Genomic DNA, 26,842 nt, shown 5'->3' with positions numbered 1-26,842 from the left:
CCGCATGCTCGACAACGAAAACAAGAACCCCGCCGACGGCGTCGACAACGGCAGCCCGAGCGACAACCTGCCCCCGCGCAGGCGCCGCCGTGCCGCGTCGCGGCCGGCCGGTCCGCCCGGTGCGCCCGCCGCCGAGGCCACCCACGAGGCTGCCGCCGAGGCCGCCGCTCCGGCCGCCGCCCCCGCTGCGGAAACCGCCGCCCCGGCGCGGCCGCGCCGCCGCGTGACGCGCGCCGCCGCCAAGCCCGCCGCCGAGGTTCCGGCCGAGGCCGCCACCCCGGTGGAGGCTCCCGCCGCGCCCGCCGCGCCGGTTGCCGAGGAGGCTGCTGCGCCTGCGCCGCGTACGCGTCGTCGTGCCACCCGTGCCGTTTCGGCTCCGGGTGCCGAGGCCGCCACCCCGGTGGAGGCTCCGGCCGCGCCCGCCGCGCCGGTCGTGGAGGAGGCTGCTGCGCCTGCGCCGCGTACGCGTCGTCGTGCCACTCGTGTTGCTTCGGCTCCGGGTGCCGAGGCTCCGGCGGTCGTCGAGGCCGCCCCGGTCGAGGCTCCGGCCGTTGAGGCCGCGCCGGTTGCCGAGGAGGCCGCTGCGCCTGCGCCGCGTACGCGTCGTCGGGCCACCCGTGCCGTTTCGGCTCCGGCTGCCGAAGCCCCGACGGTTGTCGAGGCCCCGGCCGTCGAGACCGCGGTCGAGGAGGAGGCCCCCAAGGCCACCACCGCCCGCTTCACCGTCGGCGACGCCGTCGACGCCCCGAAGCGCGGCCGCCGCCGCGTCACCCGCGCCGCCGCTCCGGCCGCTGCCGCCGCCCCCGCCGAGCCGGAGGCCGAGGAGGCCGCCGCCCCGACCCGTGCGCGCCGTGTCATGCGTCCCGCCGTGCCCGTCTTCCAGGCCCCGGTCTTCGCCGAGCCGATGTTCCAGACTCCGGAGACCGCCGCCCTCGCGGCCGCGGCCGCCCGCGCCGAGGCCCTGGCCGAGGAGGAAGCCGAGGAGGAGGACGAGCTCGCCGCCGAAGTCGAGGTCGAGGCCGTCCAGCCCCCCGCCGAGCGGCCGGCCGGCCGTCGCCGTCGTCGCCGCCGCGGTGAGGCCGCCGAGTTCGACGAGACCGCGCCGCAGGCGCCGTCCGCGGAGCCCGCCGAGGAGGAGCCCGCGGCCGAGGCCGCCGACGTGGAGGACGAGGAAGAGGCCGACGAGTCCGGCGAGCGCCCCTCGCGCCGCCGTCGCCGTGGTGGTCGTCGTCGCCGCCGCGGTGAGGCCGCCGACCTCGACGAGACCGCCGAGGAAGAGGCCGAGACCGCCGAGGCGGAGGAGGAAGAGGAAGACGAGGAGGCGGAGGCCGAGGAGGCAGGTGCGTTCGGTGCCGGCTCCAGCCGTCGCCGTCGTCGCCGTCGCCGCCGCTCCGGTGACGCCGTCATGGAGGCCGAGACCGCCGACGAGGACGGTGTGCGCACCGTCGTCAAGGTCCGTGAGCCCCGCCCGGCCCGCGAGAAGGCCGAGTCCTCCGACGAGGTCCAGTCCATCAAGGGCTCGACCCGCCTGGAGGCGAAGAAGCAGCGCCGCCGCGAGGGTCGCGAGCAGGGCCGCCGCCGCGTGCCGATCATCACCGAGGCCGAGTTCCTGGCCCGTCGTGAGGCCGTCGAGCGCGTGATGGTCGTCCGCCAGTCCGGCGAGCGCACCCAGATCGGCGTCCTCGAGGACAACGTGCTCGTCGAGCACTACGTCAACAAGGAAGAGGCCACCTCGTACGTCGGCAACGTCTACCTGGGCAAGGTCCAGAACGTGCTGCCGTCGATGGAGGCCGCCTTCATCGACATCGGCAAGGGCCGCAACGCGGTCCTGTACGCCGGCGAGGTCAACTTCGAGGCGCTCGGCCTGGCCAACGGGCCGCGCCGCATCGAGTCCGCCCTGAAGTCCGGCCAGTCCGTGCTCGTCCAGGTCACCAAGGACCCGATCGGCCACAAGGGCGCCCGCCTGACCTCGCAGGTCTCGCTGCCCGGCCGCTACCTGGTCTACGTGCCCGAGGGCTCGATGACCGGCATCAGCCGCAAGCTGCCCGACACCGAGCGTGCGCGCCTGAAGAGCATCCTCAAGAAGATCGTCCCCGAGGACGCGGGCGTCATCGTGCGCACCGCCGCCGAGGGCGCGAGCGAGGAGGAGCTGCGTCGCGACGTCGAGCGTCTGCAGGCGCAGTGGGAAGACATCCAGAAGAAGTCCAAGCAGATCACGACCTCGTCGCCGAGCCTGCTGTACGGCGAGCCGGACATGACCGTCCGTGTCGTGCGCGACATCTTCAACGAGGACTTCTCGAAGGTCATCGTCAGCGGTGACAGCGCCTGGGAGACCATCCACGGCTACGTCTCGCACGTGGCCCCGGACCTGGCCGACCGGCTGCAGCGCTGGACCTCCGAGGTCGACGTCTTCGCGACGTACCGGATCGACGAGCAGCTCGCCAAGGCGCTCGACCGCAAGGTGTGGCTGCCCTCCGGCGGCTCCCTCGTGATCGACAAGACCGAGGCGATGATCGTCATCGACGTCAACACGGGCAAGTTCACCGGCCAGGGCGGCAACCTGGAGGAGACCGTCACCAGGAACAACCTGGAGGCGGCCGAGGAGATCGTGCGCCAGCTGCGGTTGCGCGACCTGGGCGGCATCGTCGTCGTCGACTTCATCGACATGGTCCTGGAGTCGAACCGGGACCTGGTGCTGCGGCGGATGCTGGAGTGCCTGGGGCGGGACCGTACGAAGCACCAGGTCGCCGAGGTGACCTCGCTGGGCCTGGTCCAGATGACCCGCAAGCGGGTCGGCCAGGGCCTGCTGGAGTCCTTCTCCGAGACCTGCGTCCACTGCAACGGGCGCGGTGTGATCGTGCACATGGACACGGCCACCACGGCCGGCAACGGCGGCAAGCGGGCCAAGCGCCGCGGCGGCCGCGGCCACGAGCACGAGATCGAGGCCGTCGAGGCGGCCGTGACCGAGGCCCCGGAGGCGGGTGTCGAGGTGGAGACCGAGGCCGAGGTGGCCGCCGAGGTGGCCGCGCCGGTCGCGCTGCCCGAACCGGCGTTCGCCCCGGACGAGGAGCTCTACAGCAGCGCCGCCGAGGCGGAGGCCGCAGCGGCCGGTATCAGCGGCCGCCGCAACCGCCGCCGTGCCACCCGCAAGGCGACCGCTGCGGCGGGTGCCCCGCGTGCCGCGGCCGCGCCCGCGGTGGAGGCCGTCCCGGTCGAGGCTCCGGCCCCGGTGCCGGTGGTCGAGGTGGAGGCCGAGCCGGTCACCGAGGCCGCAGACACGGTGCTGGAGCCGGCCGCCGAGGCCGTCGCCGAGGCCGTGGCCGCGGCGGAGACGGTCGAGGCCGCACCCGTCCCGGCGGTCGAGGAGGCCGCGCCGAAGGGTCGTACGCGCCGCCGCGCCACCCGCAAGGCGACCGCTCCGGCCGTGGAGCCGGAGCCGGCCGTCGTGGCCGAGCCGGAGCCGCAGCCCGAGCCGGCCGCCGAGGCCGCGCCGGCCGAGGTCGTCGAGGCTGAGGTCGTGGAGGGCGAGGCCCCGGCTGCCGAGGCTGCGGTTGCCGAGGCTCCGGTTGCGGAGGTCCCGGCGGCGGAGGCCGCACCGGCCCGTCCGCGGCGCCGCGCCACCCGCAAGGCCACCGCTCCGGCCGGGTCCCCGGCGGGCGCGGAGGCGGCGGTCCTGGTGGTCGAGGCGGCCCCGGCCGAGGCCGAGCCGGCAGCGGTACCCGAGGCCGAGGCGGAGGCCCCGACCGAGGAGGCCGCCCCGGCCAAGAAGACGGTCCGCAAGACGGCGGCCAAGAAGGCCCCGGCGAAGAAGGCCGCCGCGAAGAAGACGACGACGGCCAAGAAGACCGCCGCCAAGAAGACGACGGCGAAGAAGACGACGGCCAAGAAGGCGACCAAGAAGGCCGCGGCGGCGGAGCCCGCCACGGACGCCGACGCCTGATCCACGTCACCGGGACTGCCCCGGCCCCTGCACGGGGCCGGGGCAGTCCCGTACCCGCACGCGGCGAGCGGGAATGCCGGTGGGCCGGCGGGCGGCCGGCCGGGCGGGGTCTCGGCGTGCCGGACGCGGACGCCGTTCGCGCGGGAGACCGCGTCCTGGACGCCGCTGCCTCCACGCCGCTGCCTTCTGAGGAGCCGCGCAACGTGGTGGCGGCCGTGGACGGGGCGTTCGTCACCGCCGCCGCCCCGGACCCGCGGCCAGGCTGCCCGAGACGTGGGGCCGGGGGCGTGCACGAGCCGGTTTGACCTCCTAAACCCGGCCCCGTAACCTTGACCGTCGGCGTGTCTACGTGCACGCCAGCCACTGAGCACCTCACCCCCTGGGCCGCGAGCGGCGTGGGGGAGGCCGTCCCGCGTTCGGCGGGGAGCGGCTGGCTTCAGGGGTTCCCATTGCGAGCGAGAGAGAGATCCGCGTGTACGCCATCGTGCGCAGCGGTGGCCGCCAGCACAAGGTTGCTGTCGGCGACATCGTTGAGGTTGACAAGATTTCCACTGCCAAGGCTGGCGACACGGTCGAGCTCTCGACCCTGCTCGTGGTCGACGGCGACGCCGTGACCAGCGACCCGTGGGTCCTGGCGGGCATCAAGGTCCAGGCCGAGGTCGTGGACCACACCAAGGGCGCCAAGATCGACATCCTGCGCTACAAGAACAAGACCGGCTACCGCCGTCGCCAGGGTCACCGTCAGCAGTACACGGCGATCAAGGTCACGTCCATCCCGTCGGCCGCGAAGTAAAGAGGGACTGAGCAATGGCACACAAGAAGGGCGCATCGTCCACCCGGAACGGTCGCGATTCCAATGCCCAGCGGCTCGGCGTGAAGCGCTTCGGCGGTCAGGTCGTTTCCGCTGGTGAGATCCTCGTCCGCCAGCGCGGCACGCACTTCCACCCGGGCGCCGGTGTCGGCCGTGGTGGCGACGACACGCTGTTCGCGCTGCAGGCCGGTGCCGTGCAGTTCGGCACGCACCGTGGCCGCAAGGTCGTGAACATCGTTCCGGCCGCCTGATCCAGCTTTTCTGCTGATCGAGCGTTCGTAAGTCCCGAGGGCGGATCTCAGCTCTTCCCGGCGCCACGCCGGGAAGAGAGGTCCGCCCTCGGCGCGTTCGTACGTACACACGTTTAATGGGACAGCAAGGTCTGTCCGGGACATCCCGTCTGTAACTGGAGGAACACCCATGACCACCTTCGTGGACCGCGTCGAGCTGCACGTCGCCGCGGGTAACGGGGGCCACGGCTGCGCCTCCGTGCACCGGGAGAAGTTCAAGCCGCTCGGCGGTCCCGACGGCGGCAACGGCGGCCGAGGCGGTGACGTGATCCTGGTCGTCGACCAGTCGGTCACCACCCTGCTGGACTACCACCACAGCCCGCACCGCAAGGCCACCAACGGCAAGCCCGGCGAGGGCGGCAACCGCTCCGGCAAGGACGGCCAGGACCTGGTCCTGCCGGTCCCGGACGGCACCGTCGTCCTCGACAAGCAGGGCAACGTCCTCGCCGACCTCGTGGGCCAGGGCACCACGTACGTCGCCGCCGAGGGCGGCCGCGGTGGCCTCGGCAACGCGGCGCTCGCCTCCGCCCGCCGCAAGGCGCCCGGCTTCGCGCTCCTCGGCGTCCCCGGCGCGACCGGCGACATCGTGCTGGAGCTGAAGACCGTTGCCGACGTGGCGCTCGTCGGTTTCCCCAGCGCCGGCAAGTCCTCGCTGATCTCGGTGCTCTCCGCCGCCAAGCCGAAGATCGCGGACTACCCCTTCACCACGCTCGTCCCGAACCTGGGCGTCGTCACCGCCGGCTCGACCGTGTACACGATCGCCGACGTCCCCGGCCTCATCCCGGGCGCCAGCCAGGGCAAGGGGCTGGGCCTGGAGTTCTTGCGGCACGTGGAGCGCTGCTCGGTCCTCGTGCACGTCCTGGACACCGCCACCCTGGAGTCCGACCGCGACCCCGTCTCCGACCTCGACGTCATCGAGGAGGAGCTCAAGCAGTACGGCGGCGGCCTGGAGACCCGGCCGCGGCTCGTCGTCCTCAACAAGGTCGACATCCCGGACGGCCAGGACCTGGCCGACATGATCCGGCCCGACCTGGAGGCCCGCGGCTACAAGGTCTTCGAGGTCTCCGCGGTCGCCCGCACCGGCCTGAAGGAGCTCTCCTACTTCCTCGCGGAGGTCGTCGCCAAGGCGCGCGCCCGCAAGCCGAAGCAGGAGGCGACCCGCATCATCATCCGCCCGAAGGCGGTCGACGAGACCGGCTTCACCGTCACCTTCGACGAGGCCGAGGGCGTGTACCGGGTGCGCGGCGAGAAGCCGGAACGCTGGGTCCGCCAGACGGACTTCAACAACGACGAGGCCGTCGGCTACCTGGCCGACCGCCTCAACCGCCTGGGCGTCGAGGACGAGCTGCTGAAGGTCGGCGCCCGCGCCGGTGACGGCGTCGCCATCGGCTCCGAGGAGGACGCGGTCGTCTTCGACTGGGAGCCGTCGATGATGGCCGGCGCCGAGATGCTGGGCCGCCGTGGCGAGGACCACCGCATGGAGGCCCCGCGTCCGGCCGCGCAGCGCCGCAAGGAGAAGGACGCCCGCCGCAAGGACCACGTGCAGCAGGAGTACGACGAATTCCGTCCCTTCTGACCTGCCTTTCCGTCGTTCCGTCGGCGGAGGCGCCGGTATTGAGGTGATGTTTACCCTGGTCGCCTAGGATCCACGGGTGAGCAGCACCCTTCCTCCCAGCGTCTCCGTCGTCGTGATCGCGTACAACGACGCCGAGCTCGTGGGCGAGGCCGTCACCTCGGCACTCGCCCAGGGCCCGGTCGTCGCCGAGGTCATCGCCGTCAACGACGCCTCGTCCGACGGCACCGACCGGGTGCTCGACGAGCTGGCCGCCGTCCACCCCCGCCTCAAGGTCGTGCACCGCACGGAGAACAGCGGGGGGTGCGGCACCCCCCGCAACGACGGCATCGCGGTGGCGTCCTCCCCGTACGTCCTGTTCCTCGACAGCGACGACGTGCTGCCCGCCGGGGCGGCCGAGGCCCTCCTGCGGGCCGCCGAGGAGCACCGGGCGCCCGTCACCGTCGGCGCCTGCGTGCGCCGCGAGTTGCCGCAGCACCAGGACACGCCGTGGGTGCCCGGGCTCTACACCCCGGGCGACGTCATCGACCGGCCGGCCGGCCGGCCCGAGCTGGTACGCGACACCCTGTGCGTCAACAAGCTGTACGAGCGGTCGTTCCTGGAGAAGCACGCGATCCGGTTCCCCGACGGCCGGTTCATCTACGAGGACTTCGTCTTCACCGCGCGCGTCCTGGCCGCCGCGCCCCGCATCGCGGTCATCGGCGACCTCGTCTACGTCTGGCACGTCCGCCGCAGCGCCGCCCAGGTGTCGATCTCCCTGGACCGCAAGGACGTCTCCAACTGGCGCTCCCGGGTCGAGGCCCACCGCACGGCGCACCGGATCCTCGCCGACTCCTCCCCGGAGCTGGGCCGCGCCTGCCAGGTGAAGTTCCTGGAGTACGACCTGCGCATGTACCTGCGCGAACTCGGCACCGACCCCGAGTACCAGGCCGCCTGGTGGACCCTCACCCGCGACTACCTGGAGACCTTCGAGGACGCTGCCGTCGAGGCCGCCGGCGCCCATGCGCGCTGGATCGTCCGCCTGCTGCGGGCCACCCCCGCTCCGCCGGCCGACGTCGACCGGCTCACCCGGTTCGCCGCGGAGCCGCCGCGACTGCTGCCCCCGTACGCGACCGGCCCCGACGGCGGACCCGTGTGGAGCGAGGAGCTGCCCGTCCCCCTCGACGGGCTGGACGCGCTCCCGGTCGCCGACCTGCCCGTCACCGTCGACGCCGGACCCGCCGGCTCCGGCGGCCTGCGGCTGCGGGTGCACGATTTGTACGGGCGCCTCGCGCAGGCCGGGCCGCGCACCGCCCGGCTGAGCTTCCTGCCCCGTGCGGGCGGCGAGCCGGTGCTCGACCGGCCGGTGGAGCTGCGGCCCACCGCGGACGGCGACGGCTGGACCTGCGAGGTGCCGTTCCACCTGACGGCCGTGGCCGCCGCCGGGCGCCGCCAGGGCCGGCGCGGCATGCAGGCCTGGAGCGTGCAGGTGGGCGTGGACTGTGCCGACGGGAGCTCCCTGCTCACCTCCCCGCGCCCCCTCGACGGTCTGCTCCGCCGCAGGGCGCTGCTCAGCAGCAGGTACGGTGTTCTGCTGGCGCAGCCGTTCCGCACGGCCGGGGGGTCCCTGGCACTGCGGCTCGCGCCGGGCGCTGCGGGCGCGATGAGCCTCGTACGCAGCCGTCTTCACCGGGCCCGGGCAGGCCGCGCGGCGGGATGAAGACGGCAGGCGGCCTCCGGACCGCCGCCCAGACCAACGGAAACGGACTCGGGAGAAACGCATGACCTTTCTGATCACCGGTGGCGCCGGCTACATCGGCTCGCACGTCGTCCGCGCGATGCAGCTCGCGGGGGAGCGGGTCGTCGTCCTCGACGACCTGTCCACGGGCAACGAGGACCGTGTCCCGGAGGGCGTCCCGCTGGTGATCGGCTCGGTCCTGGACCGGCTGGTCCTCGACGAGACCATCCGCGAGCACAAGATCACGGGCGTGGTGCACCTGGCGGGCAAGAAGCAGGTCGGCGAGTCCGTCGAGAAGCCGCTGTACTACTACCACGAGAACGTGGAGGGCCTGCAGGTCCTGCTCGGTGCGGTGGCCGACGCCGGCGTCCGGAACTTCCTCTTCTCCTCCTCCGCCTCCGTGTACGGCATGCCCGACGTGGACCTGGTCACCGAGGAGACCCCGTGCGCGCCGCTGAGCCCGTACGGCGAGACCAAGCTGGCGGGCGAATGGCTGGTCCGCGCGGCCGGCCGGGCGCACGGCATTTCGACGGCCTGCCTGCGCTACTTCAACGTGGCGGGCGCGGCAACCCCCGAGCTCGCGGACACGGGCGTCTTCAACCTGGTCCCGATGGTCTTCCAGCGGTTCGACGCCGGCGAGGGCGCCCGGATCTTCGGCGACGACTACCCGACCCCGGACGGCACCTGCATCCGCGACTACATCCACGTCGAGGACCTGGCCGAGGCCCACGTGGCCGCGGCCCGCAAGCTCGCCGAGTGGGCGGCCGCGGAGGACTACCGCGACCTCACGGTCAACATCGGCCGCGGTGAGGGCGTCTCCGTCCGGGAGATGGCCCGGCTGCTGAACGAGGGCACCGGACACGACCACGAGCCGGTGGTCGTGCCGCGCCGTCCCGGCGACCCGGCGAAGGTCGTGGCCTCGGCCGACAGGATCCGCGCGGAGCTGGGCTGGAAGGCCAAGCACGACGTCCGCGAGATGATCACCTCGGCGTGGGCGGGCTGGGAGGCCAACCGCAAGGGCGCCCTGCACCACTCGGAGCGCTAGTCGCCGCAGGATCTTCCGCCGTACGCCCCAAGCCCCCCGCCCCCCTACGCTATGGGGGCGGGCGGAATCGTCCGTACCGTCCGGCGTCCGGCCGGGGCCGTCAGCGTTCCAGGAACGCGAACAGCTCCTCCCACCGGTCGGTGATCTCGGCGCCGGAGAACCGCTGCACGGACCGGAACGCCCGGTCGCCGAGCCGGTCGCGCAGCTCCCGGTCCGCCATGAGCACGCGCAGGTGCCCGGCCAGCTCCATGGTGTTGCCCAGCCGGGCCAGCAGTCCGTCTTCGCCGTGCGAGACGATCTCGCGGACGCCCGGCGCGCAGTCGAACGCGGCGACCGGCACGCCCGCCGCCATCGCCTCCAGCAGGGTGATCGGGAAGCCTTCGGCCCGGGAGGCCTGCGCGAAGACCGATGCCCCGCGCAGCGCGCCCAGCACGTCGTCCGTGCTGCCCATCCACTCCACCGAGTCGTCGATCCCGAGCGCGGTGCAGTGGGCCCGCAGCGTGGGCTCCTCCACGCCCGCCCCGTAGATCCTCAGGACCCAGTCGGGGTGCTGCGGGGCGGCCTCCGCCCAGGCGTCGAGCAGCAGGTCCACGCCCTTCTCGAACGCGAGGCGGCCGACGCTCGCCACGACCTTCCCCTCGCGCGGGGCGGGGGAGTCCGGCATGAACGGCAGCGGGTTCGGCATGCTGGAGACGTTCTCCATGCCGGAGCGGATCCACAGGTCCGCGTCCTCCGGGGTCAGCACCAGCAGCCGGTCGACCTCGCGGTAGTGGCGGCGGACCCGGTCCCCGCGGGTGGACTTCTGGCTGGCCTCGTAGGACTCGTGGCTCATGCCGATGACGGTGAGCCCCTTGGTGTCGGCGAGCGCGACCCACTCCATCGCCCAGACCTGGGTGACGATGACGACGCCGCCGGGGCGGGCCGTGCGCAGCAGGGCGCTGAGCTCCTCCGCCTTGGCCCGCATCAGGGCCCGCCGAGCGGCCTGGCGGCGCCGCTCGGGGGCGTTGAGGCGCCCCTTGATGCCGCGCAGGCGGCGAGCCTTGGGCGGGTGGGTGTCGTACAGGGTGGTCATCGCGTACGGCAGGTCCTGCGGCAGCTTCTGCCGGATCTCCTCGGCGACCGGTGCGATGCCGACGAGGTGCACGCGGTGGCCGCGGTCGGTGAAGAGCCGGGCCATCTGGTGCGACCAGGTGGTCACGCCGCCGAGCTCGTCGACGCTGTTGGAGACGATGAAGACGTCACGGCCGCCGGCCTTTTCGGTGGCCGCTGCGGTCCCGGCTGCCTCGGCGGTCTGCTGGCTCACTTGCCGCTCCTGGTGAAGAACTTCTCGACGATCTGGCGGGCCGCGTCCCCGCGGTCGTACTCGCCGAACTCGGTGAGGAAGCGCTGGCGCGCCTCCGCGTACTTGGCGTCCGCCTCGTCGAAGGCGGCGATGGCCTGGAAGAGTTCGTCGGCCGTGGCCACGACCGGGCCCGGGGCCTTCTCCTTCAGGTCGAAGTACGTGCCGCGGATGTCGCCCGCGTAGCTGTCGTAGTCGTACGCGAAGAACAGCATCGGCCGGTCCAGGACCGCGTAGTCGAACATCACGGACGAGTAGTCGGTGATCAGCCCGTCGGCGAGCGCCAGCAGCGGGGTGATGTCGTGGTGCCCGGACACGTCGATGACCCGGCCCGCGACGGACGGCGGCAAGGAGACGCTGTTGAGGTAGTGGGTGCGCACCAGCAGCGTGAAGCGGTCGCCGAGCCGGTCGGCGAACTCCTCCACGTCGAAGGGGAACTCGAAGCCCTCCACGGCGCCGTCCGCGTTCGCCCGGAACGTGGGGGCGTACAGCAGGACCTTCCGCCCGGGGTCGATGCCCAGTTCCGCTGCGAGCGGTCCACGGACCCGCTCCCCGCTCTGGGTCTCGGCGCGGTGCGCCTCGACGAGGGCGTCGTTGCGCGGGTAGCCGGTGCGCAGCAGCACCTCGTCGCGCAGCCGAAAGCCCTTGGCCAGGGTGCGCACGTCGTGCTCGGAGCGGACCAGGAAGTGGTCGAAGCGGTTGACGGCGGCTTGGAAGCGGTCCTGTGCGGCGCGTCCCTGGGCCTTCGTGCGGGGCTCGTGGAAGCCCATCCGCTTGAGGGCGGAGCCGTGCCAGGTCTGGATGTACGTCGTGCCCGGGCGCTTGGTGAGCGCCAGCGGGAAGCCCTGGTTGTCGATCCAGAACTCGGCCTGGGCCAGGGCCCGCAGGTAGGGCCAGCTCCAGCGCTTGACCAGGGTGGCCTCCTTGGGGAAGCCGGTGGGCTTGGCACCCGCGTACGACCAGACCGCCTCGAAGGCGACGCCCTGGCGGACCATCTCCTCGTAGATCGCCTTCGGGCTGTCGCTGTACTGCTTGCCCATGTGGCTCTCGAAGACGACCGTGCCCTTCTTGATCGGCAGCTTCGAGAAGACCTCGTGGTAGACCTTCACCTTCTGCTCGCCCGAGCCGAGGTTCCGGCGGGCGCGCAGGGCCCGGCGCAGGGTCTTCTTGACCACGCCGGCGGTTCTGCCGTGCATGGCGCCGCTGATCAGGGCCTGGGTGCGGACGGCGGCGGGGCCCTGCGCGGTCAGGACGTAGGAGAGGTTGCCCTTCTTGGTCACCTCGGGCTCGAAGCGGTCGGAGACCAGCCGGGTCAGCCGCGGGCGCACGCGCAGCCGCGCCGCCGACTCCAGGTCGACGCCGCCGACCGAGACGCGGGTGGTGAGGCGGGTGCCGCCGGCGGTCAGCTTCAGCCGGACGTCCCAAACGGCGTCGATGATGCCGAGGGGGCGCACGGTGCTGCCGATGTCGGCGGTGGCCCGCCACTCGATCGTGTCACCGGCGTGCCGAACGGATTCCACCGGGAAGCTGAAGGAGCGTACGCCGACCTGGCGGCGGGCCCGGAACTCCAGGCTGGCCTTGAGTTCCGCTTCCGGTGCGATCCGGCCCAGCGGGTTCACGACGGAGCCGGCCAGGGTGACGCTGCCGCGGCCGTCGTCCTCGTACGAGGTGAGGCGGTTGCCGAGGACGAGGGAGGAGAGCGGGGTGGTGTGGAAGCCCTGCTCCGTGACGTCCAGTATCCGGCGGGCCTCGGCGTCGGCGGGGTCGTCGATGTGCGCGGCGCACCAGTAGACGCGCCCGTCGCGCTCGGCGAGCGGCGAGGTCAGGCGGCCCTTGTTGGTCATGGCGTCGGCGGCCGGGAGCAGGTTGTCCCAGTCCTCCTTGCCCAGGAGGTAGGCGCAGATCGCCTGGAGGTGCGTGACGTTGTCGTAGGCGGCCGGGTCGATGCCGGCCAGGTAGCCGTTGGCCAGACGGGCGAACTCCTGGCGGTACGTGTCGCCGAGCAGCGGCAGGTCGCGCAGGTGGAGCACCAGGTCGTGCTTGAGGAACTTGGCGTCCTTGGCCGTCTTGATCTCGGTGAAGCCCTTGGCGGCCAACAGTTCGTCGACGCGGCGGTGGATCTCCATCCGGTGGACGAAGTTCGCGATCTCGTGGCGGCGGTTGCTGATCGACTTGGTCGCGGCCTTCTCGACCACGTTCCAGTAGTAGACGTGGTTGGGGATCAGCGTGATGCGGCGGGCGGCGACGTACGCCTGCGCGGAGAAGAGGAGGTCCTCGTAGTGGATGCCGACCGGGAACTCCAGGCCCTGCTCCAGCAGGAACGCGCGGCGGTAGCACTTGTTCGTGGAGAGGGTGTCGTACACCAGGAGGTCGGGGTCCTCGGTGATCGACTCCAGGGTGCGGGTGCGCGAGTAGATCCACGGGTACCACTCGGTGGTCTTGCCCCAGCGGTTGTCGAGGTGTACGCGCACGCACATGCCGGAGACCAGGTCGGAGCCGGTCCGCTCGGCGGCGTCCAGCATGTTCCGGCAGGCGTTTCGTTCCAGCACGTCGTCGCTGTCCAGGAACATCACGTACGTGCCGGTCGCCTGCTGGATGCCGTGGTTGCGGGGGGCTCCGCAGCCGCCGCTGTTCTCGGGCAGCCGCAAGGCACGCACCCGTCCGGGGTGCGCCGCTTCGAGCTCCTGGGCGACCGCGAACGACCGGTCCTGGCTGCAGTCGTCCACGATCACGACTTCGACCCCGTGCAGGGTCTGGTCCAGAACCGACCGGACGGCTGTCGGCAGGCGCTCTGCGTCGTTGTAGACGATGACGACCACGGAGACGTCAGGCACGTGCACCTCGATCCCTTCGTTCCATTCCGCTTAACCCGTCAAAGCTACCGTGTGCGGCGCTCGGATCCGGCCTGCCAGCCCCGGCGTGCATACTTCTGAGGAAGAGGTGAGTGGCGGGTCCGGTCGCCGACAATCACCCGTTCGGACTCCGCAGGAAGTGTTCATGACGAAGCTGTCCGTAGTTGTCCCCTGCTACAACGAAGAAGCCGTGATCGACAGCTTCGATGCGGAGATCCGCAGGGTCCTGGACGCCCTGCCCGTCGCGTACGAGGTCTGTTACGTCGACGACGGCAGCCGCGACGGCACCCTCGAAAAGCTACGCAAGATCGCCGCCGAGCACGGGGACCACACCCGGTACGTCTCCTTCAGCCGCAACTTCGGCAAGGAGGCCGGCATGCTCGCCGGCCTGCGCGAGGCCACCGGCGACGCCGTCGTGATCATGGATGCCGACCTCCAGCACCCGCCGGAGCTGATCGCGACCATGCTCGACTACTACCGGCAGGGCCACGACCAGATCATCGCCCGCCGCACCCGCGAGGGCGACAAGAAGGTCCGCTCCGCGCTCAGCCGCCTGTACTACCGCGGGGTCAACCGGTGGGTCGACGTCGAGCTCACCGACGGCGTGGGCGACTTCCGGCTGCTGTCGCGGCCGGCGGTGGACGCGCTGCTGTCGCTGCCGGAGTACAACCGGTTCTCCAAGGGCCTCTTCTCCTGGATCGGCTTCGACACCGTCCACTTCGACTACCGCAACGCCCAGCGCGAGGCCGGCGAGACCAAATGGAAGTTCGGCTCGCTGCTGAACTACGCCATGGACGGGCTGATCTCCTTCAACAACCGCCCGCTGCGCGTCGGAATCTGGGCGGGTGTCTCGCTGGTCGCGCTGACCGCCCTGTACGCGGTGTGGATCGCGGTCATGGCCATGACCAAGGGGGTCGACGTCCCCGGCTACGTCACCCTCGTGGCGATCATCGTCGGCATCGGCGGTGTCCAAATGATCATGCTGGGGTTGATCGGCGAATACATCGGGCGCATCTACTACGAGACCAAGCGCCGCCCGCACTTCCTCGTCAAGGAGGCGCACGGCGCCGACCCGCAGGCCCGGCCCGCCGCGGTCCGCGCGGAGCCCGCCGGGCCCGCGGCGCCGGGCGAGCGCGAGCGAGGCGGCCTGTCGGGGTCCCGGGCCACCGTCCCGGCCGAGAACGAGGCCCGCTGAAGCCATGAAGGAGCAGCTCGGCCAGATCTTCCGCTTCGGCCTCGTCGGGGCCGTCAACACCGGCACCTTCTTCGGCATCTACCTGCTCCTGCACCCGTGGATGCCGTACTTCCTCGCCTACACCCTCGCCTTCCTGTTGGCGATGGTCGGCTCGTTCTTCATGAACACCTACTTCACCTACCGGACCCGGCCGACCTGGAAGAAGTTCCTCCTCTTCCCGCTGACGAACGTCACCAACTACGTCATCCAGTCCGTCGGCCTGTACGCCCTCGTCACCTGGGCCGGCATGGACACCCGGATCGCGCCGCTCGTCGCCGCCGTCGTCGCCATCCCCTTCACCTTCCTGCTCTCCCGCAAGATCCTCGTCCCGGGCGGCCGGAACCGGACCGGGGAAGCCCCCGCGCCCGAGCGGACGTCCGAGAAGCCGAGCTCCTCCGGGTCGTCCAGGGTCTGAAACCGGTGCGCGGCCATCCACGCCCACCCCGTAGATTGAGGTGGCAGACGTACAAGGCGTGCCAGCACGGCAAGGGGCAAGGGGACAGACGTGTCAGCGGCTAGGCAAGGTGTCGTGGACGCCCGCAGGATCGTGGTCAAGGTCGGCTCCTCGTCCCTGACCACCGCGGCCGGCGGGCTCGACGCGGACCGGGTGGACGCCCTGGTCGACGTACTGGCCAAGGCGCGCAGCGGCGGCGAGAAGGAGATCGTCCTCGTCTCCAGCGGCGCCATCGCCGCCGGCCTCTCCCCGCTCGGCCTGCGCCGACGCCCCACCGACCTGGCCCGCCAGCAGGCCGCCGCCAGCGTCGGACAGGGCCTGCTCGTCGCCCGCTACACCGCCTCCTTCGCCCGGTACGCGGTCCGCGTCGGCCAGGTCCTGCTGACCACCGACGACACCAGCCGGCGCGCCCACTACCGCAACGCCTACCGGACCCTCGACCAGCTGCTGGCCATGGGGGCCCTGCCCGTCGTCAACGAGAACGACACCGTTGCCACGGACGAGATCCGCTTCGGCGACAACGACCGTCTCGCGGCCCTCGTCGCCCACCTCGTCCGGGCGGACCTGCTCGTCCTCCTCTCCGACGTGGACGGCCTGTACGACGGCGACCCCTCGCTCCCCGGCACCACCCGCATCGACGAGGTGCGCGGCCCGGCCGACATCGCGCACGTCTCGATCGGCAGCGCGGGCAAGGCCGGTGTCGGTACCGGCGGCATGGTCACCAAGGTCGAGGCGGCGCGGATCGCCGCCGCGGCCGGCATCCCGGTCGTCCTCACCTCGGCGAGCCAGGCCGCCGACGCCCTCGCCGGGCGCACCACCGGCACCTTCTTCCACGCCACCGGCCGCCGCTCCGCGGACCGGCTGCTGTGGCTCCAGCACGCGTCGACCCCGCAGGGGCACCTCGTCCTCGACGCGGGCGCCGTGGCCGCGGTCACCGAGCGCGGCAGCTCCCTGCTGCCCGCCGGGATCGCCGCCGTCGAGGGCGAGTTCGTCGCCGGGGACCCGGTCGAACTGCGGGCGCCCGACGGCCGCCCCGTGGCCCGGGGCCTGGTCAACTTCGACGCGAAGGAACTCCCGCAGCTCCTCGGCCGCTCCACGCGCGAGCTGGCCCGCGAGCTCGGACCCGAGTACGAACGCGAGGTCGTCCACCGGGACGATCTGGTCCTGCTCCAGGGCTGAGGTTCGGCAAAACCGCCGCGCGGCGGGCCCGGGACTGGTCAACTGTGAGGGGCGGACACGCCGGCGGCAAGAAGCGGTGCAGACAGGAGGCGGCTGGTGAGACGAGCGCTGACCAGCATCAACGGCGGCGGGGACGAACGCGACGAACCCTCCCGCCTCTGGCACGTCACCCTGAGCGTCTCCGGCAAGCCGGCGCCGCTGTCGGAGGTGCGGCGCGGGCTGGAGCAGCTGGCCCACGACCATCCCTTCCTACTGACCAGCAGATACGCCGATGACCACGCCGAGATCCGGTACTGGGAGGAGGCGCGCGACCTCCACGACGCGGCTGCCGTTGCGCTCCGCCTGTGGGGTGAGCACCGCTCCTCGGCGCAGCTCCCGCCGTGGGAGATCGTCGGGCTGGAGGTCATCGACCGCGCGACGTACCACCTCCGCGTCGCAGAAGGCTACGGACCACCACCGGCCCACCCGGTAGGCGTCCACCCGTACTGACCCGGCGCCCCGGCCCCGGCCGCCCGCCCCCGACCAGCCAGGCGCGGCCCCGGCCGCGGTTCCCGGCCCTGGCCCCCGTCCCGGTCCCCGGCCTCGGTTTCCGGTCCCGGCCTCGGTTTCCGGTCCCGGCCTCGGTTCCCGGGGCCGGCTCGGTTTCCGGGCCTGGTTTTGGTCCCGGGCGCGGTCCCCGGCCTCGGTTTCTGGGCCCGGCTCGGTTTCCGGGCCCGGTTTTGGTCCCGGGCGCGGCTTCGGTTCCTGGGCCTGGCTTCGGTTTCCGGGTCTGGTCTCGGTTTTTCAGCCGTGCCTTGGGTCGGGCAAGCGTCGGCCCCGGTAGGGCGAGGGGCCGGCGCCCGCGCGCCCGGACTCGGTGCGGGGTGCGGTCGGGCCGGGCGCGGTGCTTCGGCTGCGGGGCCGGAGCACGGGTCCGCTGCGCGGTGCATCTCCCCGCCCCGCCCTTTCGCCGTTTCCCGGGCTCCGCCCGGACCCCGGAGCAGTCGGCCGGCGCGGGCCCGCACACGGCCGCCACACGGCCGGCCGGCCTGGTAGGCCGCCACCTGCGCCTCCGCAACCGCCAGGGGCCGCTCGGGCGCACGGCCGAAGCCGACGCCGGGGCGCGCCGGACGGCCCGGCGCCGCGCGGCTGACGGCGTGAGCCGACTCCTTCGCGGTCGGGGCGCAGCGCACAAGGCCGGAGCCGGGCCCGGTGCGCCCGGGCTCCGCTCCCGGGTGTGCCTCGGTGGCGGACTCCCGCGCTGCGCGCCCCGGGAGCAGAACCCCGTGTTCCTGGACCGCGTCGAGCCCGGGCCTCGGCCCTGTCGGAGCCCGGCCTCGCGACGCCCGGCCCCTACCTTCCTTCCGAGGCGGGCCCACCGGGCTCAGGGGCGGAGCCCAGTGCCGCGGGTCCGGGCGGAGCCCGGGAAACGGTGAAAGGGCGGGGCGGGGAGAAGCTCCGCGCAGCGGCCCGGGCCCGGTCCTGGCCGCCGGCAGTCGACCATGGCTTCGGGCCCCCGGCCCCGGCCCCGGTCGGGCCCCGGCCCCGGTCGGGCCCCGGCCCCGGCCTCGACCTCGGCCCGGTCGGGCCCCCGGCCCCGGCCTCGACCTCGGCCCGGTCGGGCCCCCGGCCCCGGCCTCGACCTCGGCCCGGTCGGGCCCCCGGCCCCGGCCTCGACCCCGCCCCGGTCGGGCCCCCGGCCCCGGCCTCGACCCCGGCCCGGTCGGGCCCCCGGCCCCGGCCTCGACCCCGCCCTGGTCGGGGCCGGTCCGGCCTTTCGCCGGCGCGTGGCGGCCCCGCCGTCCGGGGCAGCCCGAGGCCCGGGGCGGCCGGGTCGCCCGGGGCCAGGTGTGCGGTGCCGGCCGCGCGGCCGGGACCCGGCCCGCCGACGGCGGGGGCGGCGGCCGCAAGGTGGCTCCGGGCGACGGGCGAGCCCTCCCCGCCGGGGCGACCGGCCAGGACCCCGGCGGGCGTCAGCCGAACCGTCTCGGGGGGTGGAAAGGGGCGGGGGAGCGGGAGGGGCGGGGATTACCCTGGCGGCATGACCTCGCTCGATGCCACGACCTCCCCCGTCCTCGCCACCGCGCACCGCGCCCGCACCGCCGCCGCGGACCTCGCCCCCCTCCCGCGGTCCGCCAAGGACACCGCGCTCCTGGCCATCGCCGACGCGCTGGAGGCCCGTACGGACGAGATCGTCGCCGCCAACGCCGTAGACACCGACAAGGCCCGCGCCGCCGGCACCAGCGAGACGGTCATCGACCGCCTCACCCTCACCCCGGAGCGGGTCCGCGCCATCGCCTCCGACGTGCGCGACGTCGCCGCCCTCCCCGACCCCGTCGGCGAGGTCGTCCGAGGCTCGACCCTCCCCAACGGCATCGACCTGCGCCAGGTCCGCGTCCCGCTCGGCGTCGTCGGCATCATCTACGAGGCCCGTCCCAACGTCACCGTCGACGCTGCCGCCCTCTGCCTGAAGTCCGGCAACGCGGTCCTGCTGCGCGGCAGCTCCTCGGCGTACGCCTCCAACACCGCCCTCGTCGGGATCCTCCGCGACGCCGTGGAGAGCACCGGCTTGCCCGCCGACGCGATCCAGCTCGTCCCCGGCGAGTCCCGCGACTCCGTCCGCGAGCTGATGCGCGCCCGCGGCCTCGTCGACGTCCTGATCCCGCGCGGCGGCGCCTCCCTCATCAAGACCGTGGTCGAGGAGTCCACCGTCCCGGTCATCGAGACCGGTACCGGCAACTGCCACGTCTACGTCGACGCGCAGGCCGACCTCGCCGTGGCCGTGGACATCCTGGTCAACTCCAAGGCCCAGCGGCCCTCCGTCTGCAACGCCGCCGAGACGCTCCTCGTCCACCGCGACATCGCGGACGCCTTCCTGCCGCTCGCCCTCGACGCGCTCGCCGAGGCCGGCGTCACCGTCCACGGCGACGACCGCGTCCTCGAAGCCGCCCGCGACTCCAAGGTGACCGCGCTGCGTGCCACCGACGAGGACTGGGAGGCCGAGTACCTCTCCTACGACATCGCCGCCGCCGTCGTGGACTCCCTCGACGCCGCCGTCGCCCACATCCGCCGCTGGACCTCCGGCCACACCGAGGCGATCGTCACCACCTCGCAGGCCGCCGCCCGCCGGTTCACCCAGCTGGTCGACTCGACCACCGTCGCCGTGAATGCATCGACCCGGTTCACGGACGGTGGCCAGTTCGGATTCGGCGCCGAAATCGGGATCTCCACCCAGAAGCTGCACGCCCGCGGCCCGATGGGCCTCCCCGAGCTCACCTCCACCAAGTACATCGTCACCGGCGACGGTCACGTCCGGTAGCCGCCTGCTGAACTCCGTGTGGCCGGATTTCGGCGGACAGCCTGCCCAAAGCAGCCCCCCAGGTCTACGCTGGTCCCGTGCCGGACGACGTGGGGGGCAAGTACCCGGACAACGGGGAGCCCGACGACGACCGCGGAGGCGCGGATTTCGACTTCGCCTCCGTGGTGTTCGACGAGGACTTCGTCCGGAGGGCCGAAATCCATGAACCCAGCGCGCTGGAACGCCAGCGCGCCGCCGACCACCGGGCCCGCGCCGAGGCCGAGGCCACCCGCGCCCTGCCCGGCGGCTGGACCTCCGACGAGGACCCCGACGGCTACGGCTACGGCCGCCCCGCCGGCCCGGACGACCCCGCCTGGGAGTACGGCTACGGCCCAGGCCACCCCGACGCACCGTACGGGGCCTACGGCGGCAGCCTCCGCCCCTACCGCGGCCGCTCGCCGTGGCTGCGGCCGGTCGCCTGGGTACTCGCCGTCGTGATGGGCCTCGGCATGGTCGCCCTCGCCTTCAGCGCCGTCTACCGCAGCGCCTCGGGCGAGTCCGAGCCCGCTCCCGCACCCGCAAGCACCCCGCTGAAGGAAGTCAGCGGCGTCGGGGCGTTTATGGACCCCGCCGGCCGCCAACCCTGAAGGTACGACCCCACTCCCGAAGTTCACCGGAGCCGGGGGCTTCTCTGAAGCGGGAACAGCGGGAGAAGCAATGGCCGTGCCAGCAGATCCACCCGACGGCACCCCCGACGGCATCGGCGGGGGCGACGAGGAGTTCCGGCGGGAGTTCCGGCGGGACGACTACGAGTACGAGTACCGGTCCGTGGTGTTCGACGACGACTTCGTCCGGGCGGCCCGCCTCCAAGAGTTCTCCGCCCAGGAGCGGATGGGCGAGCACGCCCGCGCCGTACGCAGCCGCTCCCTGTGGTCCGGCGGCGGCTCCGCCCGTCCCGGGAACGGCGCCCCGAGCCGGAGCGCCCGGCAGGGGCTGCTGCTCGTGCTGCTCATCGCCCTCGCCTTCGCCTCAGCCGTCTATCTGGGCCTGCGCGATCCCGCCGCCCCCGTGCCCGACACCAGGACCGAGTCGCTGACCAGCACGGTCGTCCCGCTGGCCCCCACCGTTGCGGTGCCCGGCGGACGGCCCGTGGACCTGTTCGCGAAGAGCCCGGCGGCCGACTACCGCGTCGGGGCAGCCGGGATCACCATGCCCGCCGTGCGCCGCACCCGGCACTTCACCGACGGGCAGGTCGTCACGGCCCTGTCCATCGCCAAGGACTACCTGGTGCAGTCCTCCCTCGACCCGGACGTGCTGGCCGGCACCGCCACCCGGCCGGTACGCGTACTCGTCGACCCCGACCAGCTGGACCAGTTCGACCGCAGCATGACCTCGCCCTCCGGCGACGGGCGGCACGCGGCCACCGGCTGGCTGGTCCGCTTCGACCCCGCCACGGCCGTCGTCGCCGACTCCCGCGTCCGGGTGAGCGGAAGCCTCGCCTTCGAAGAGCTCTCCCCGGAGGTGCTGGAGGTGACCACCGACCACACCTTCGTGTACGCCGTACGGCCCGCCACCGGCGAACCGGCCGCCGCCGACGGGGCCTCGCTCTTCACCGTCCGCCGCGAACTGCGGCTGCGCTTCGACCGCGAGGACCTCGCGACCCGGCGGACGGAACTGGTCTCGGCCTACGTCATGGCCGGACCCCAGTCCTGCTCCACCGAGCCCGCCGAGGGCTTCCGCCCGCTGCCGGCCGGAGCCGGGCCGACCACGGTCGGCCCCGCCGCCAGCGACCCGTACGCCAGCGGCCATCCGCGGCGCAGCACCGGCCTCTGCGGCGTCCTGGCCCCGGCGGCGACGGCGACGGCCCCCGTCAGTCCCGGGGGGTAGTGCCCCCGTCCTGCCCCCCGGCGCCGGAGCCGTTCGCCCCGGTGAACCTGTCGCGCAGCCGCCCGCCCAGGTCGGCCGTCCCGCCGGCGATGTCGCCCACCAGCTTGAACAGGGGATCCTTGCTGGTGCGCACCGAGTCCGCGTAGTGCGCGGCCGACTGCCGGAAGGAGTCCGTGACCGAGGCGTCCTTGTCCTCCTCCCGCCGCGGGTAGTGGCCGTCCATGATCCGCTGGAAGTCCCGGCTCTCCGACCACTTCTTCAGCTCGGCCGCCCGGACGGTGGTGAAGGGGTGCGTCCGCGGCAGCATGTTGAGGATCTTCAACACGGAGTCCCGCAGGTCGCCGCTCTCTTCGTACTCCTCGGCCTGGGCCAGGAAGGAGTCCACGTTCATCTCGTGCAGGTGGTTACCGCCCGCGATCTTCATCAGCCCGCGCATCGAGGCGTGCACGTCCTGGCCGACCAACAGGCCCGCCCGGTCCGCCGACAGCTCCGACTTGCGGAACCACTCCCGCAGCGCGGTCACGATCGCCGTGATCGCCACGTTGCCCAGCGGGATCCACGCCACCTTCAGTGCCAGGTTCGTCAGGAACAGCAGCACCGTGCGGTACACGGCGTGGCCCGACAGCGCGTGGCCCACCTCGTGGCCCACGACCGCCCGCATCTCCTCCTCGTCCAGCAGCTCCACCAGGGCCGTGGTCACCACGATGATCGGCTCGTCCAGCCCGATGCACATCGCATTCGGCTTCGGGTCCTGCTGCACGTACATCTGCGGGACCTTCTCCAGGTCCAGGATGTAGCACGCGTCGCGCAGCATCTCGTACAGGTGCGGGAACTGCGTCTCGCCCACCCGCACCGACTCCGACAGGAACAGCAGCCGCAGGCTGCGCTCCGGCAGCAGGCCGCTCAGGGCCTTGAACACCGTGTCGAACCCGCTCAGCTTGCGCAGCGCCACCAGTGCGGACCGGTCCGCCGGGTGTTCGTACGCCCGCGAGGAGATTCCGGGGAACCTCCTGCGGTCCCGCGCCGGTACCTTCTCGAAAACCGTCCCGCTCATGACGCCTCCCCCTTGATCGGCCAGCTCTTCACTTGCGTCTATCCTCTCCAACGCCTGAGTCGGCGCGAGCGTGCCCCAGGCCCCCGCATACGATGTGAGCGAAGTCTCCGCCCGCTCCCCGACTCGATAGGTATCTGCCTGATGAGCCTCACGTCCACCGCCCACTCCCTGGTTCTCCTCGCCTCGGAGGGGGCCGAGCAGCACGGCGGCAACCACGAAAGCCTGAACCCGTACGTCACCGGCGGCGGCGCGCTCCTCATCCTGCTGCTGATGCTCTGGGTGACGACGCGCCTGAACCGCGACCGCTGAGCCGCGCCCGCGCCCGCGCTCGCGCACGCGCTCGAATGCGAGCCCGCACCGCTCCGCCGGGCCAGTAGGCTCTGCGCTCATGGGAGAGCAGGAAATGCCTACCGGTCCGGTCAAGCGCCGGCTCGGCGTGATGGGCGGGACGTTCGACCCGATCCATCACGGACACCTGGTGGCCGCCAGCGAGGTGGCCGCCCTTTTCCACCTCGACGAGGTGGTGTTCGTACCGACCGGCCAGCCGTGGCAGAAGTCGCAGCGGGCCGTGTCCCCCGCCGAGGACCGCTATCTGATGACGGTCATCGCAACGGCTTCGAACCCGCAGTTCTCGGTGAGTCGCATCGACATCGACCGCGGCGGGCCGACGTACACGATCGACACCCTGCGGGACCTCAGCGCGCTCAACCCGGACGCGGACCTGTTCTTCATCACCGGTGCCGACGCCCTCGCGCAGATCCTGACCTGGCGGAACGCCGACGAACTCTTCTCCCTCGCCCACTTCATCGGGGTCACCCGGCCGGGCCACGTGCTCACCGACGACGGACTGCCGGAGGGCGGGGTCTCCCTCGTCGAGGTGCCCGCGCTGGCGATCTCGTCCACGGACTGCCGTACCCGGGTGGCCCAGGGGGACCCGGTCTGGTATCTGGTGCCCGACGGTGTGGTGCGCTACATCGACAAGCGTGAGCTGTATCGGGGAGCCTGAGCTTCCGGAACAGATAGGGGCCCGCGGTGAACGATCGACAGCAGCCGTACGACCCGTACGCCTCCCAGGAGCAACAGCTCATCGGCTACGACGGGTACGGGCGGCCCGTGTACGGCCGGGCGCCCGAACCGCCCGCCGCACCGCAGGCCCCGCAGTACGACGCGTACGGCCGGCCCTACGACTACGGCTACGACTACGGCGGCGCGTCCCACGGCGGGCAGCAGCAGTACTACGAGCAGCAGCCGCAGGCCGCCCCCCAGGACGGCGGCTACGGCGGGTACGGCGGCTATGAGCCCGGCCAGGCCCCGCAGGCTCAGGCACCGCAGGCTCAGGCGCAGCCGACCCTCCAGGCCCAGCAGTGGATCCCCCAGCAGGTCCATCGGGAGCCCGCCGCCCCCGCGGCCGCCCCGCAACAGCCCCGGACCCCGCAGATCCCCGAGCCGCGCCGGGCCGACAGCGCCGACAGCGCGGACAGCGGCCCCGACTACCGCACCGAGCAGTTCGCCTTCATCGACCAGCCGGACGAGGAGTCCGAGGACGTCATCGACTGGCTCAAGTTCACCGAGAGCCGCACCGAGCGCCGCGAGGAGGCCCGTCGCCGCGGCCGCAACCGGGTGGTCGCCCTGATCGTCGTCCTCGCCCTGTTCGTCCTCGGTGGCGCCGGCTACCTCTGGTACGCGGGCAAGCTGCCCTTCCTCGACGGCCCCGGCCGCAAGGAGGGCGGCGCGGCCGTCGCCGGGCCGCAGGAGCGCGACATGATCGTCGTGCACGTCCACAACACCAAGAAGGGCGGCACCTCCACCGCCCTGCTCGTCGACAACGTGACGACGCAGAAGGGCGCCACGGTCCTGCTGCCCAACGCCCTCGGCGTCCCCAGGGACGACGGCACGGGCATCCCGCTCGGCAAGACCGTCGAGGAGGGCGGTCTCGGCGTGCGCGAGTCCCTCGACTCGGTGCTCGGCACCCGCATCGGCGGCACCTGGCGCCTGGACACCCCGTTCCTGGAGAACCTGGTCGAGCTGGTCGGCGGCATCGAGGTCGACACCGACACTGCTGTCCCGGCCGACGACGCCGTGAAGGCCCCCGCCGTCGCCCAGGGCACGAAGCAGCACCTCAGCGGTGCCATGGCCGTCGCGTACGCCACCCACCGCGCGCAGAACGAGCCGGAGGCCGAGCAACTGGAGCGGCTCGGCAAGGTGCTGTACGGCACCCTCCGCAAGATCCCCGGCGATCCGAAGTCGGCGACGCTCACGGTCGAGAGCATGGGCCAGATCCTCGACCCCTCCCTGAACGCCCAGACCCTCGGCGCCATGCTGTCCAAGCTGGGCGAACACGCCAAGGAGGGCCCCTCCGCGTACCGCACCGACGTGCTCGGCGTGAAGCCGGACGGCACCCTCACCGACGACGCCAACAAGAACGTGGTCAAGGAGGTGCTCGGCGGCAGCTTCACGGCCGCCCAGGCGGGCACCGCCCCGCGCGTCGGCCTGCGGGACGCCACCGGCGACGAGAAGGCTCAGACGGCGGCCAAGGCCGCGCTGATCAACGGCGGCTACACGTTCGTCGAGGGCGGCAAGGCCGCCGCGACCCGCTCGGCCACGCAGATCACGTACCAGGACGACGCGCAGCGCGAGAAGGCCGTCGAGGTGGCCAAGACGCTGGGACTGCCCGAGACGGTGGTCAAGAAGGGCGAGAACACGGTGAACGCCGACGTCGTGGTGACCCTGGGCAAGGACTACGAGCCGTCCTGACCGGGCCCGGGGGCACGCCCTCGGGCCGTGCCCCCGCGGGGCCGCCGCCCGTGGCCGATATTCCGCGCGGGTCGCGTCGGCGGTACATGAGACCCTTGTAGGGATCTGCCCGCCAACCCGAAAGCATGGCCAGTGACCGCCACGGACCGCTCCATCGAGCTCATCACCACCGCCGCCCAGGCGGCGGCCGACCGGCTCGCGCACGACATCATCGCGTACGACGTCAGCGACGTGCTGTCGATCACCGACGCCTTCCTGCTCGCCTCGGCGCCCAACGACCGCCAGGTCAAGTCGATCGTCGACGAGATCGAGGAGCGGCTGCTCAAGGAGCTCGGCGCCAAGCCGGTGCGCCGTGAGGGCGACCGCGACGCCCGCTGGATCCTGCTCGACTACGTCGACATCGTCGTCCACGTCCAGCACAGTGAGGAGCGGGTCTTCTACGCGCTGGAGCGCCTGTGGAAGGACTGCCCCGAGATCGAGCTGCCCGAGGACGCCAAGCTCACCAAGGGCAAGGCCGAGGAGTACGCGAAGCTGCGCGAGGCGCAGGGCGACGACCTGGACGGTGATCTGTTCTGAGCACGAGCCCCGTGGCCGCCCGTCCCGGCCGGAAGATCGTCCTGTGGCGCCACGGCCAGACCTCCTGGAATCTGGAGCGCCGCTTCCAGGGTTCCACGGACATCCCGCTGACCGAGACCGGTGTGGCGCAGGCGCGCCGCGCCGCCCGGCTGCTCGCCTTCCTGAAGCCGGACGCCATCGTGGCCTCCGACCTCCAGCGGGCTGCCGCCACGGCCGCCGAGCTGGCGGCCGTCACGGGGCTGAGCGTGGCGCGGCACTCCGCGCTGCGCGAGACGTACGCCGGCGAGTGGCAGGGCCTCACGCACGACGAGATCCTGGAGAAGCACGGCGAGCAGTACGCCGCGTGGAAGCGCGGCGAGCCCGTCCGCCGCGGCGGCGGCGAGCTGGAGACCGAGGTCGCCGACCGGGCCGCCCCGGTGGTGCTGGAGCACGCCGGACGGCTGCCGCAGAACGGCACGCTCGTCGTGGTCAGCCACGGCGGCACGATCCGTACGACGATCGGCCGGCTGCTCGGTCTGGCCGCGCACGACTGGGAGAGCCTGGGCGGGCTCTCCAACTGCTGCTGGTCCGTCCTGGGCGAGGGCGCCCGCGGCTGGCGCCTGCTGGAGCACAACGCCGGCACCCTGCCGGAACCGGTGCTCGGCGACGACGACTGAGCCGCTGCCGGACCCGTCCGGAGGCCGCCAGGGCCCGGATTTCACTTTCGGGCCGGTCACAGGCTAGAGTTCTTCTTGTTCGCAGCGCGGAACACCGGAAACGGGGGAGCGAGGCGGAGAGCGGGGCTATAGCTCAGTTGGTAGAGCGCTTGCATGGCATGCAAGAGGTCAGGAGTTCAATTCTCCTTAGCTCCACAATCAGGA

The 26,842-nt window shown here is 72.7% G+C and carries 21 protein-coding genes and 1 tRNA gene; 19 read left to right on the top strand and 3 right to left on the bottom strand.

The window, feature by feature from the left end; all coding sequences use genetic code 11:
* Positions 1-4 precede the first annotated feature (4 nt).
* The 6 genes from ACFV7Q_RS19540 (at position 5) to galE (ending at position 9,376) form a co-directional block, all read left to right on the top strand.
* On the top strand, positions 5-3,940 hold the full coding sequence (locus ACFV7Q_RS19540; protein ID WP_385429932.1) for a ribonuclease E/G: 3,936 nt from the start codon (positions 5-7) through the stop codon (positions 3,938-3,940).
* Between the two features lie 472 nt (positions 3,941-4,412).
* Positions 4,413-4,733 carry a 50S ribosomal protein L21 gene (gene rplU, locus ACFV7Q_RS19535; protein ID WP_114057537.1) on the top strand — a complete coding sequence of 107 codons (321 nt, stop codon included), beginning with the start codon at positions 4,413-4,415 and terminating at the stop codon, positions 4,731-4,733.
* Positions 4,734-4,747: 14 nt separating this feature from the next.
* On the top strand, positions 4,748-5,002 hold the full coding sequence (gene rpmA / locus ACFV7Q_RS19530) for a 50S ribosomal protein L27 (protein WP_008738950.1): 255 nt from the start codon (positions 4,748-4,750) through the stop codon (positions 5,000-5,002).
* 169 nt (positions 5,003-5,171) lie between these two features.
* Complete coding sequence (gene obgE / locus ACFV7Q_RS19525) at positions 5,172-6,617, top strand: GTPase ObgE (protein ID WP_385429930.1); 1,446 nt, start codon at positions 5,172-5,174, stop codon at positions 6,615-6,617.
* 76 nt (positions 6,618-6,693) lie between these two features.
* Entirely contained in the window at positions 6,694-8,313 is a 1,620-nt protein-coding gene (locus tag ACFV7Q_RS19520) for a glycosyltransferase family 2 protein (protein ID WP_385429928.1), read from the top strand.
* Between the two features lie 61 nt (positions 8,314-8,374).
* Complete coding sequence (gene galE / locus ACFV7Q_RS19515; protein ID WP_385429926.1) at positions 8,375-9,376, top strand: UDP-glucose 4-epimerase GalE; 1,002 nt, start codon at positions 8,375-8,377, stop codon at positions 9,374-9,376.
* Between the two features lie 100 nt (positions 9,377-9,476).
* Here the strand turns inward: galE and ACFV7Q_RS19510 are convergent, their stop codons facing one another.
* Positions 9,477-10,679 carry a glycosyltransferase gene (locus ACFV7Q_RS19510; RefSeq protein WP_385429925.1) on the bottom strand — a complete coding sequence of 401 codons (1,203 nt, stop codon included), beginning with the start codon at positions 10,677-10,679 and terminating at the stop codon, positions 9,477-9,479.
* Positions 10,676-13,555 (bottom strand): CDP-glycerol glycerophosphotransferase family protein, encoded by a 2,880-nt coding sequence (locus ACFV7Q_RS19505; protein WP_385429923.1) that lies wholly within the window; start codon positions 13,553-13,555, stop codon positions 10,676-10,678. Before ACFV7Q_RS19505 ends, ACFV7Q_RS19510 begins: the two co-directional genes overlap by 4 nt.
* 157 nt (positions 13,556-13,712) lie before the next feature.
* Between ACFV7Q_RS19505 and ACFV7Q_RS19500 the strand changes: the two genes are divergently transcribed.
* The 7 genes from ACFV7Q_RS19500 (at position 13,713) to ACFV7Q_RS19470 (ending at position 21,598) form a co-directional block, all read left to right on the top strand.
* Positions 13,713-14,762 (top strand): glycosyltransferase family 2 protein, encoded by a 1,050-nt coding sequence (locus tag ACFV7Q_RS19500; RefSeq protein ID WP_385429922.1) that lies wholly within the window; start codon positions 13,713-13,715, stop codon positions 14,760-14,762.
* Positions 14,763-14,766: 4 nt separating this feature from the next.
* On the top strand, positions 14,767-15,216 hold the full coding sequence (locus ACFV7Q_RS19495) for a GtrA family protein (protein WP_385429920.1): 450 nt from the start codon (positions 14,767-14,769) through the stop codon (positions 15,214-15,216).
* Positions 15,217-15,306: 90 nt separating this feature from the next.
* Positions 15,307-16,434, top strand: a complete 1,128-nt coding sequence (gene proB, locus ACFV7Q_RS19490; protein WP_385429918.1) for a glutamate 5-kinase — start codon at positions 15,307-15,309, stop codon at positions 16,432-16,434.
* A 93-nt stretch (positions 16,435-16,527) separates the two neighbouring features.
* Positions 16,528-16,923 carry a hypothetical protein gene (locus tag ACFV7Q_RS19485; RefSeq protein ID WP_385429954.1) on the top strand — a complete coding sequence of 132 codons (396 nt, stop codon included), beginning with the start codon at positions 16,528-16,530 and terminating at the stop codon, positions 16,921-16,923.
* 1,531 nt (positions 16,924-18,454) lie between these two features.
* Positions 18,455-19,732: a glutamate-5-semialdehyde dehydrogenase gene (locus ACFV7Q_RS19480; protein ID WP_385429916.1), complete on the top strand. Its 1,278-nt coding sequence runs from the start codon at positions 18,455-18,457 to the stop codon at positions 19,730-19,732.
* 77 nt (positions 19,733-19,809) lie between these two features.
* A complete protein-coding gene (locus tag ACFV7Q_RS19475; RefSeq protein WP_385429914.1) occupies positions 19,810-20,358 on the top strand; it encodes a hypothetical protein in 549 nt (182 codons plus the stop codon).
* 70 nt (positions 20,359-20,428) lie between these two features.
* Positions 20,429-21,598 carry a hypothetical protein gene (locus ACFV7Q_RS19470; protein WP_385429913.1) on the top strand — a complete coding sequence of 390 codons (1,170 nt, stop codon included), beginning with the start codon at positions 20,429-20,431 and terminating at the stop codon, positions 21,596-21,598.
* Here the strand turns inward: ACFV7Q_RS19470 and ACFV7Q_RS19465 are convergent.
* Entirely contained in the window at positions 21,582-22,652 is a 1,071-nt protein-coding gene (locus ACFV7Q_RS19465; RefSeq protein ID WP_385429912.1) for a M48 family metallopeptidase, read from the bottom strand. The genes ACFV7Q_RS19470 and ACFV7Q_RS19465 overlap by 17 nt on opposite strands.
* A 141-nt stretch (positions 22,653-22,793) precedes the next feature.
* Between ACFV7Q_RS19465 and ACFV7Q_RS19460 the strand changes: the two genes are divergently transcribed.
* The 6 genes from ACFV7Q_RS19460 to ACFV7Q_RS19435 all read left to right on the top strand — a co-directional run bounded on the left by ACFV7Q_RS19460 (position 22,794) and on the right by ACFV7Q_RS19435 (position 26,833).
* Positions 22,794-22,961, top strand: coding sequence for a hypothetical protein (locus tag ACFV7Q_RS19460; RefSeq protein ID WP_385429911.1), 168 nt, complete (start codon positions 22,794-22,796; stop codon positions 22,959-22,961).
* Positions 22,962-23,040: 79 nt separating this feature from the next.
* Entirely contained in the window at positions 23,041-23,658 is a 618-nt protein-coding gene (gene nadD, locus ACFV7Q_RS19455) for a nicotinate-nucleotide adenylyltransferase (protein ID WP_360622290.1), read from the top strand.
* A gap of 26 nt (positions 23,659-23,684) precedes the next feature.
* Complete coding sequence (locus ACFV7Q_RS19450; protein WP_385429909.1) at positions 23,685-25,406, top strand: LCP family protein; 1,722 nt, start codon at positions 23,685-23,687, stop codon at positions 25,404-25,406.
* A 132-nt stretch (positions 25,407-25,538) separates the two neighbouring features.
* Positions 25,539-25,982, top strand: coding sequence for a ribosome silencing factor (gene rsfS, locus ACFV7Q_RS19445; protein WP_360622294.1), 444 nt, complete (start codon positions 25,539-25,541; stop codon positions 25,980-25,982).
* Between the two features lie 11 nt (positions 25,983-25,993).
* Complete coding sequence (locus ACFV7Q_RS19440) at positions 25,994-26,638, top strand: histidine phosphatase family protein (protein ID WP_385429907.1); 645 nt, start codon at positions 25,994-25,996, stop codon at positions 26,636-26,638.
* A gap of 122 nt (positions 26,639-26,760) precedes the next feature.
* Positions 26,761-26,833, top strand: a tRNA-Ala gene (locus ACFV7Q_RS19435).
* Positions 26,834-26,842 lie beyond the last annotated feature (9 nt).

The organism is Streptomyces sp. NPDC059851, from assembly GCF_042732005.1.
Classification (GTDB): Bacteria; Actinomycetota; Actinomycetes; order Streptomycetales; family Streptomycetaceae; genus Streptomyces.
The sequence above is the reverse complement of the archived record's forward strand: the minus strand, read 5'-3'. Positions and strand labels throughout refer to the sequence as shown.

What these genes read in the sequence shown, in the direction of transcription:
- ACFV7Q_RS19480 (WP_385429916.1), top strand. Translation starts at nt 18,455, where the DNA reads ATGACCTCGCTCGATGCCACGACCTCCCCCGTCCTCGCCACCGCGCAC.
- ACFV7Q_RS19470 (WP_385429913.1), top strand. Translation starts at nt 20,429, where the DNA reads ATGGCCGTGCCAGCAGATCCACCCGACGGCACCCCCGACGGCATCGGC.
- obgE (WP_385429930.1), top strand. Translation starts at nt 5,172, where the DNA reads ATGACCACCTTCGTGGACCGCGTCGAGCTGCACGTCGCCGCGGGTAAC.
- ACFV7Q_RS19495 (WP_385429920.1), top strand. Translation starts at nt 14,767, where the DNA reads ATGAAGGAGCAGCTCGGCCAGATCTTCCGCTTCGGCCTCGTCGGGGCC.
- ACFV7Q_RS19460 (WP_385429911.1), top strand. Translation starts at nt 22,794, where the DNA reads ATGAGCCTCACGTCCACCGCCCACTCCCTGGTTCTCCTCGCCTCGGAG.
- rpmA (WP_008738950.1), top strand. Translation starts at nt 4,748, where the DNA reads ATGGCACACAAGAAGGGCGCATCGTCCACCCGGAACGGTCGCGATTCC.
- ACFV7Q_RS19500 (WP_385429922.1), top strand. Translation starts at nt 13,713, where the DNA reads ATGACGAAGCTGTCCGTAGTTGTCCCCTGCTACAACGAAGAAGCCGTG.
- galE (WP_385429926.1), top strand. Translation starts at nt 8,375, where the DNA reads ATGACCTTTCTGATCACCGGTGGCGCCGGCTACATCGGCTCGCACGTC.
- ACFV7Q_RS19465 (WP_385429912.1), bottom strand. Translation starts at nt 22,652, where the DNA reads ATGAGCGGGACGGTTTTCGAGAAGGTACCGGCGCGGGACCGCAGGAGG.
- ACFV7Q_RS19540 (WP_385429932.1), top strand. Translation starts at nt 5, where the DNA reads ATGCTCGACAACGAAAACAAGAACCCCGCCGACGGCGTCGACAACGGC.
- nadD (WP_360622290.1), top strand. Translation starts at nt 23,041, where the DNA reads ATGGGAGAGCAGGAAATGCCTACCGGTCCGGTCAAGCGCCGGCTCGGC.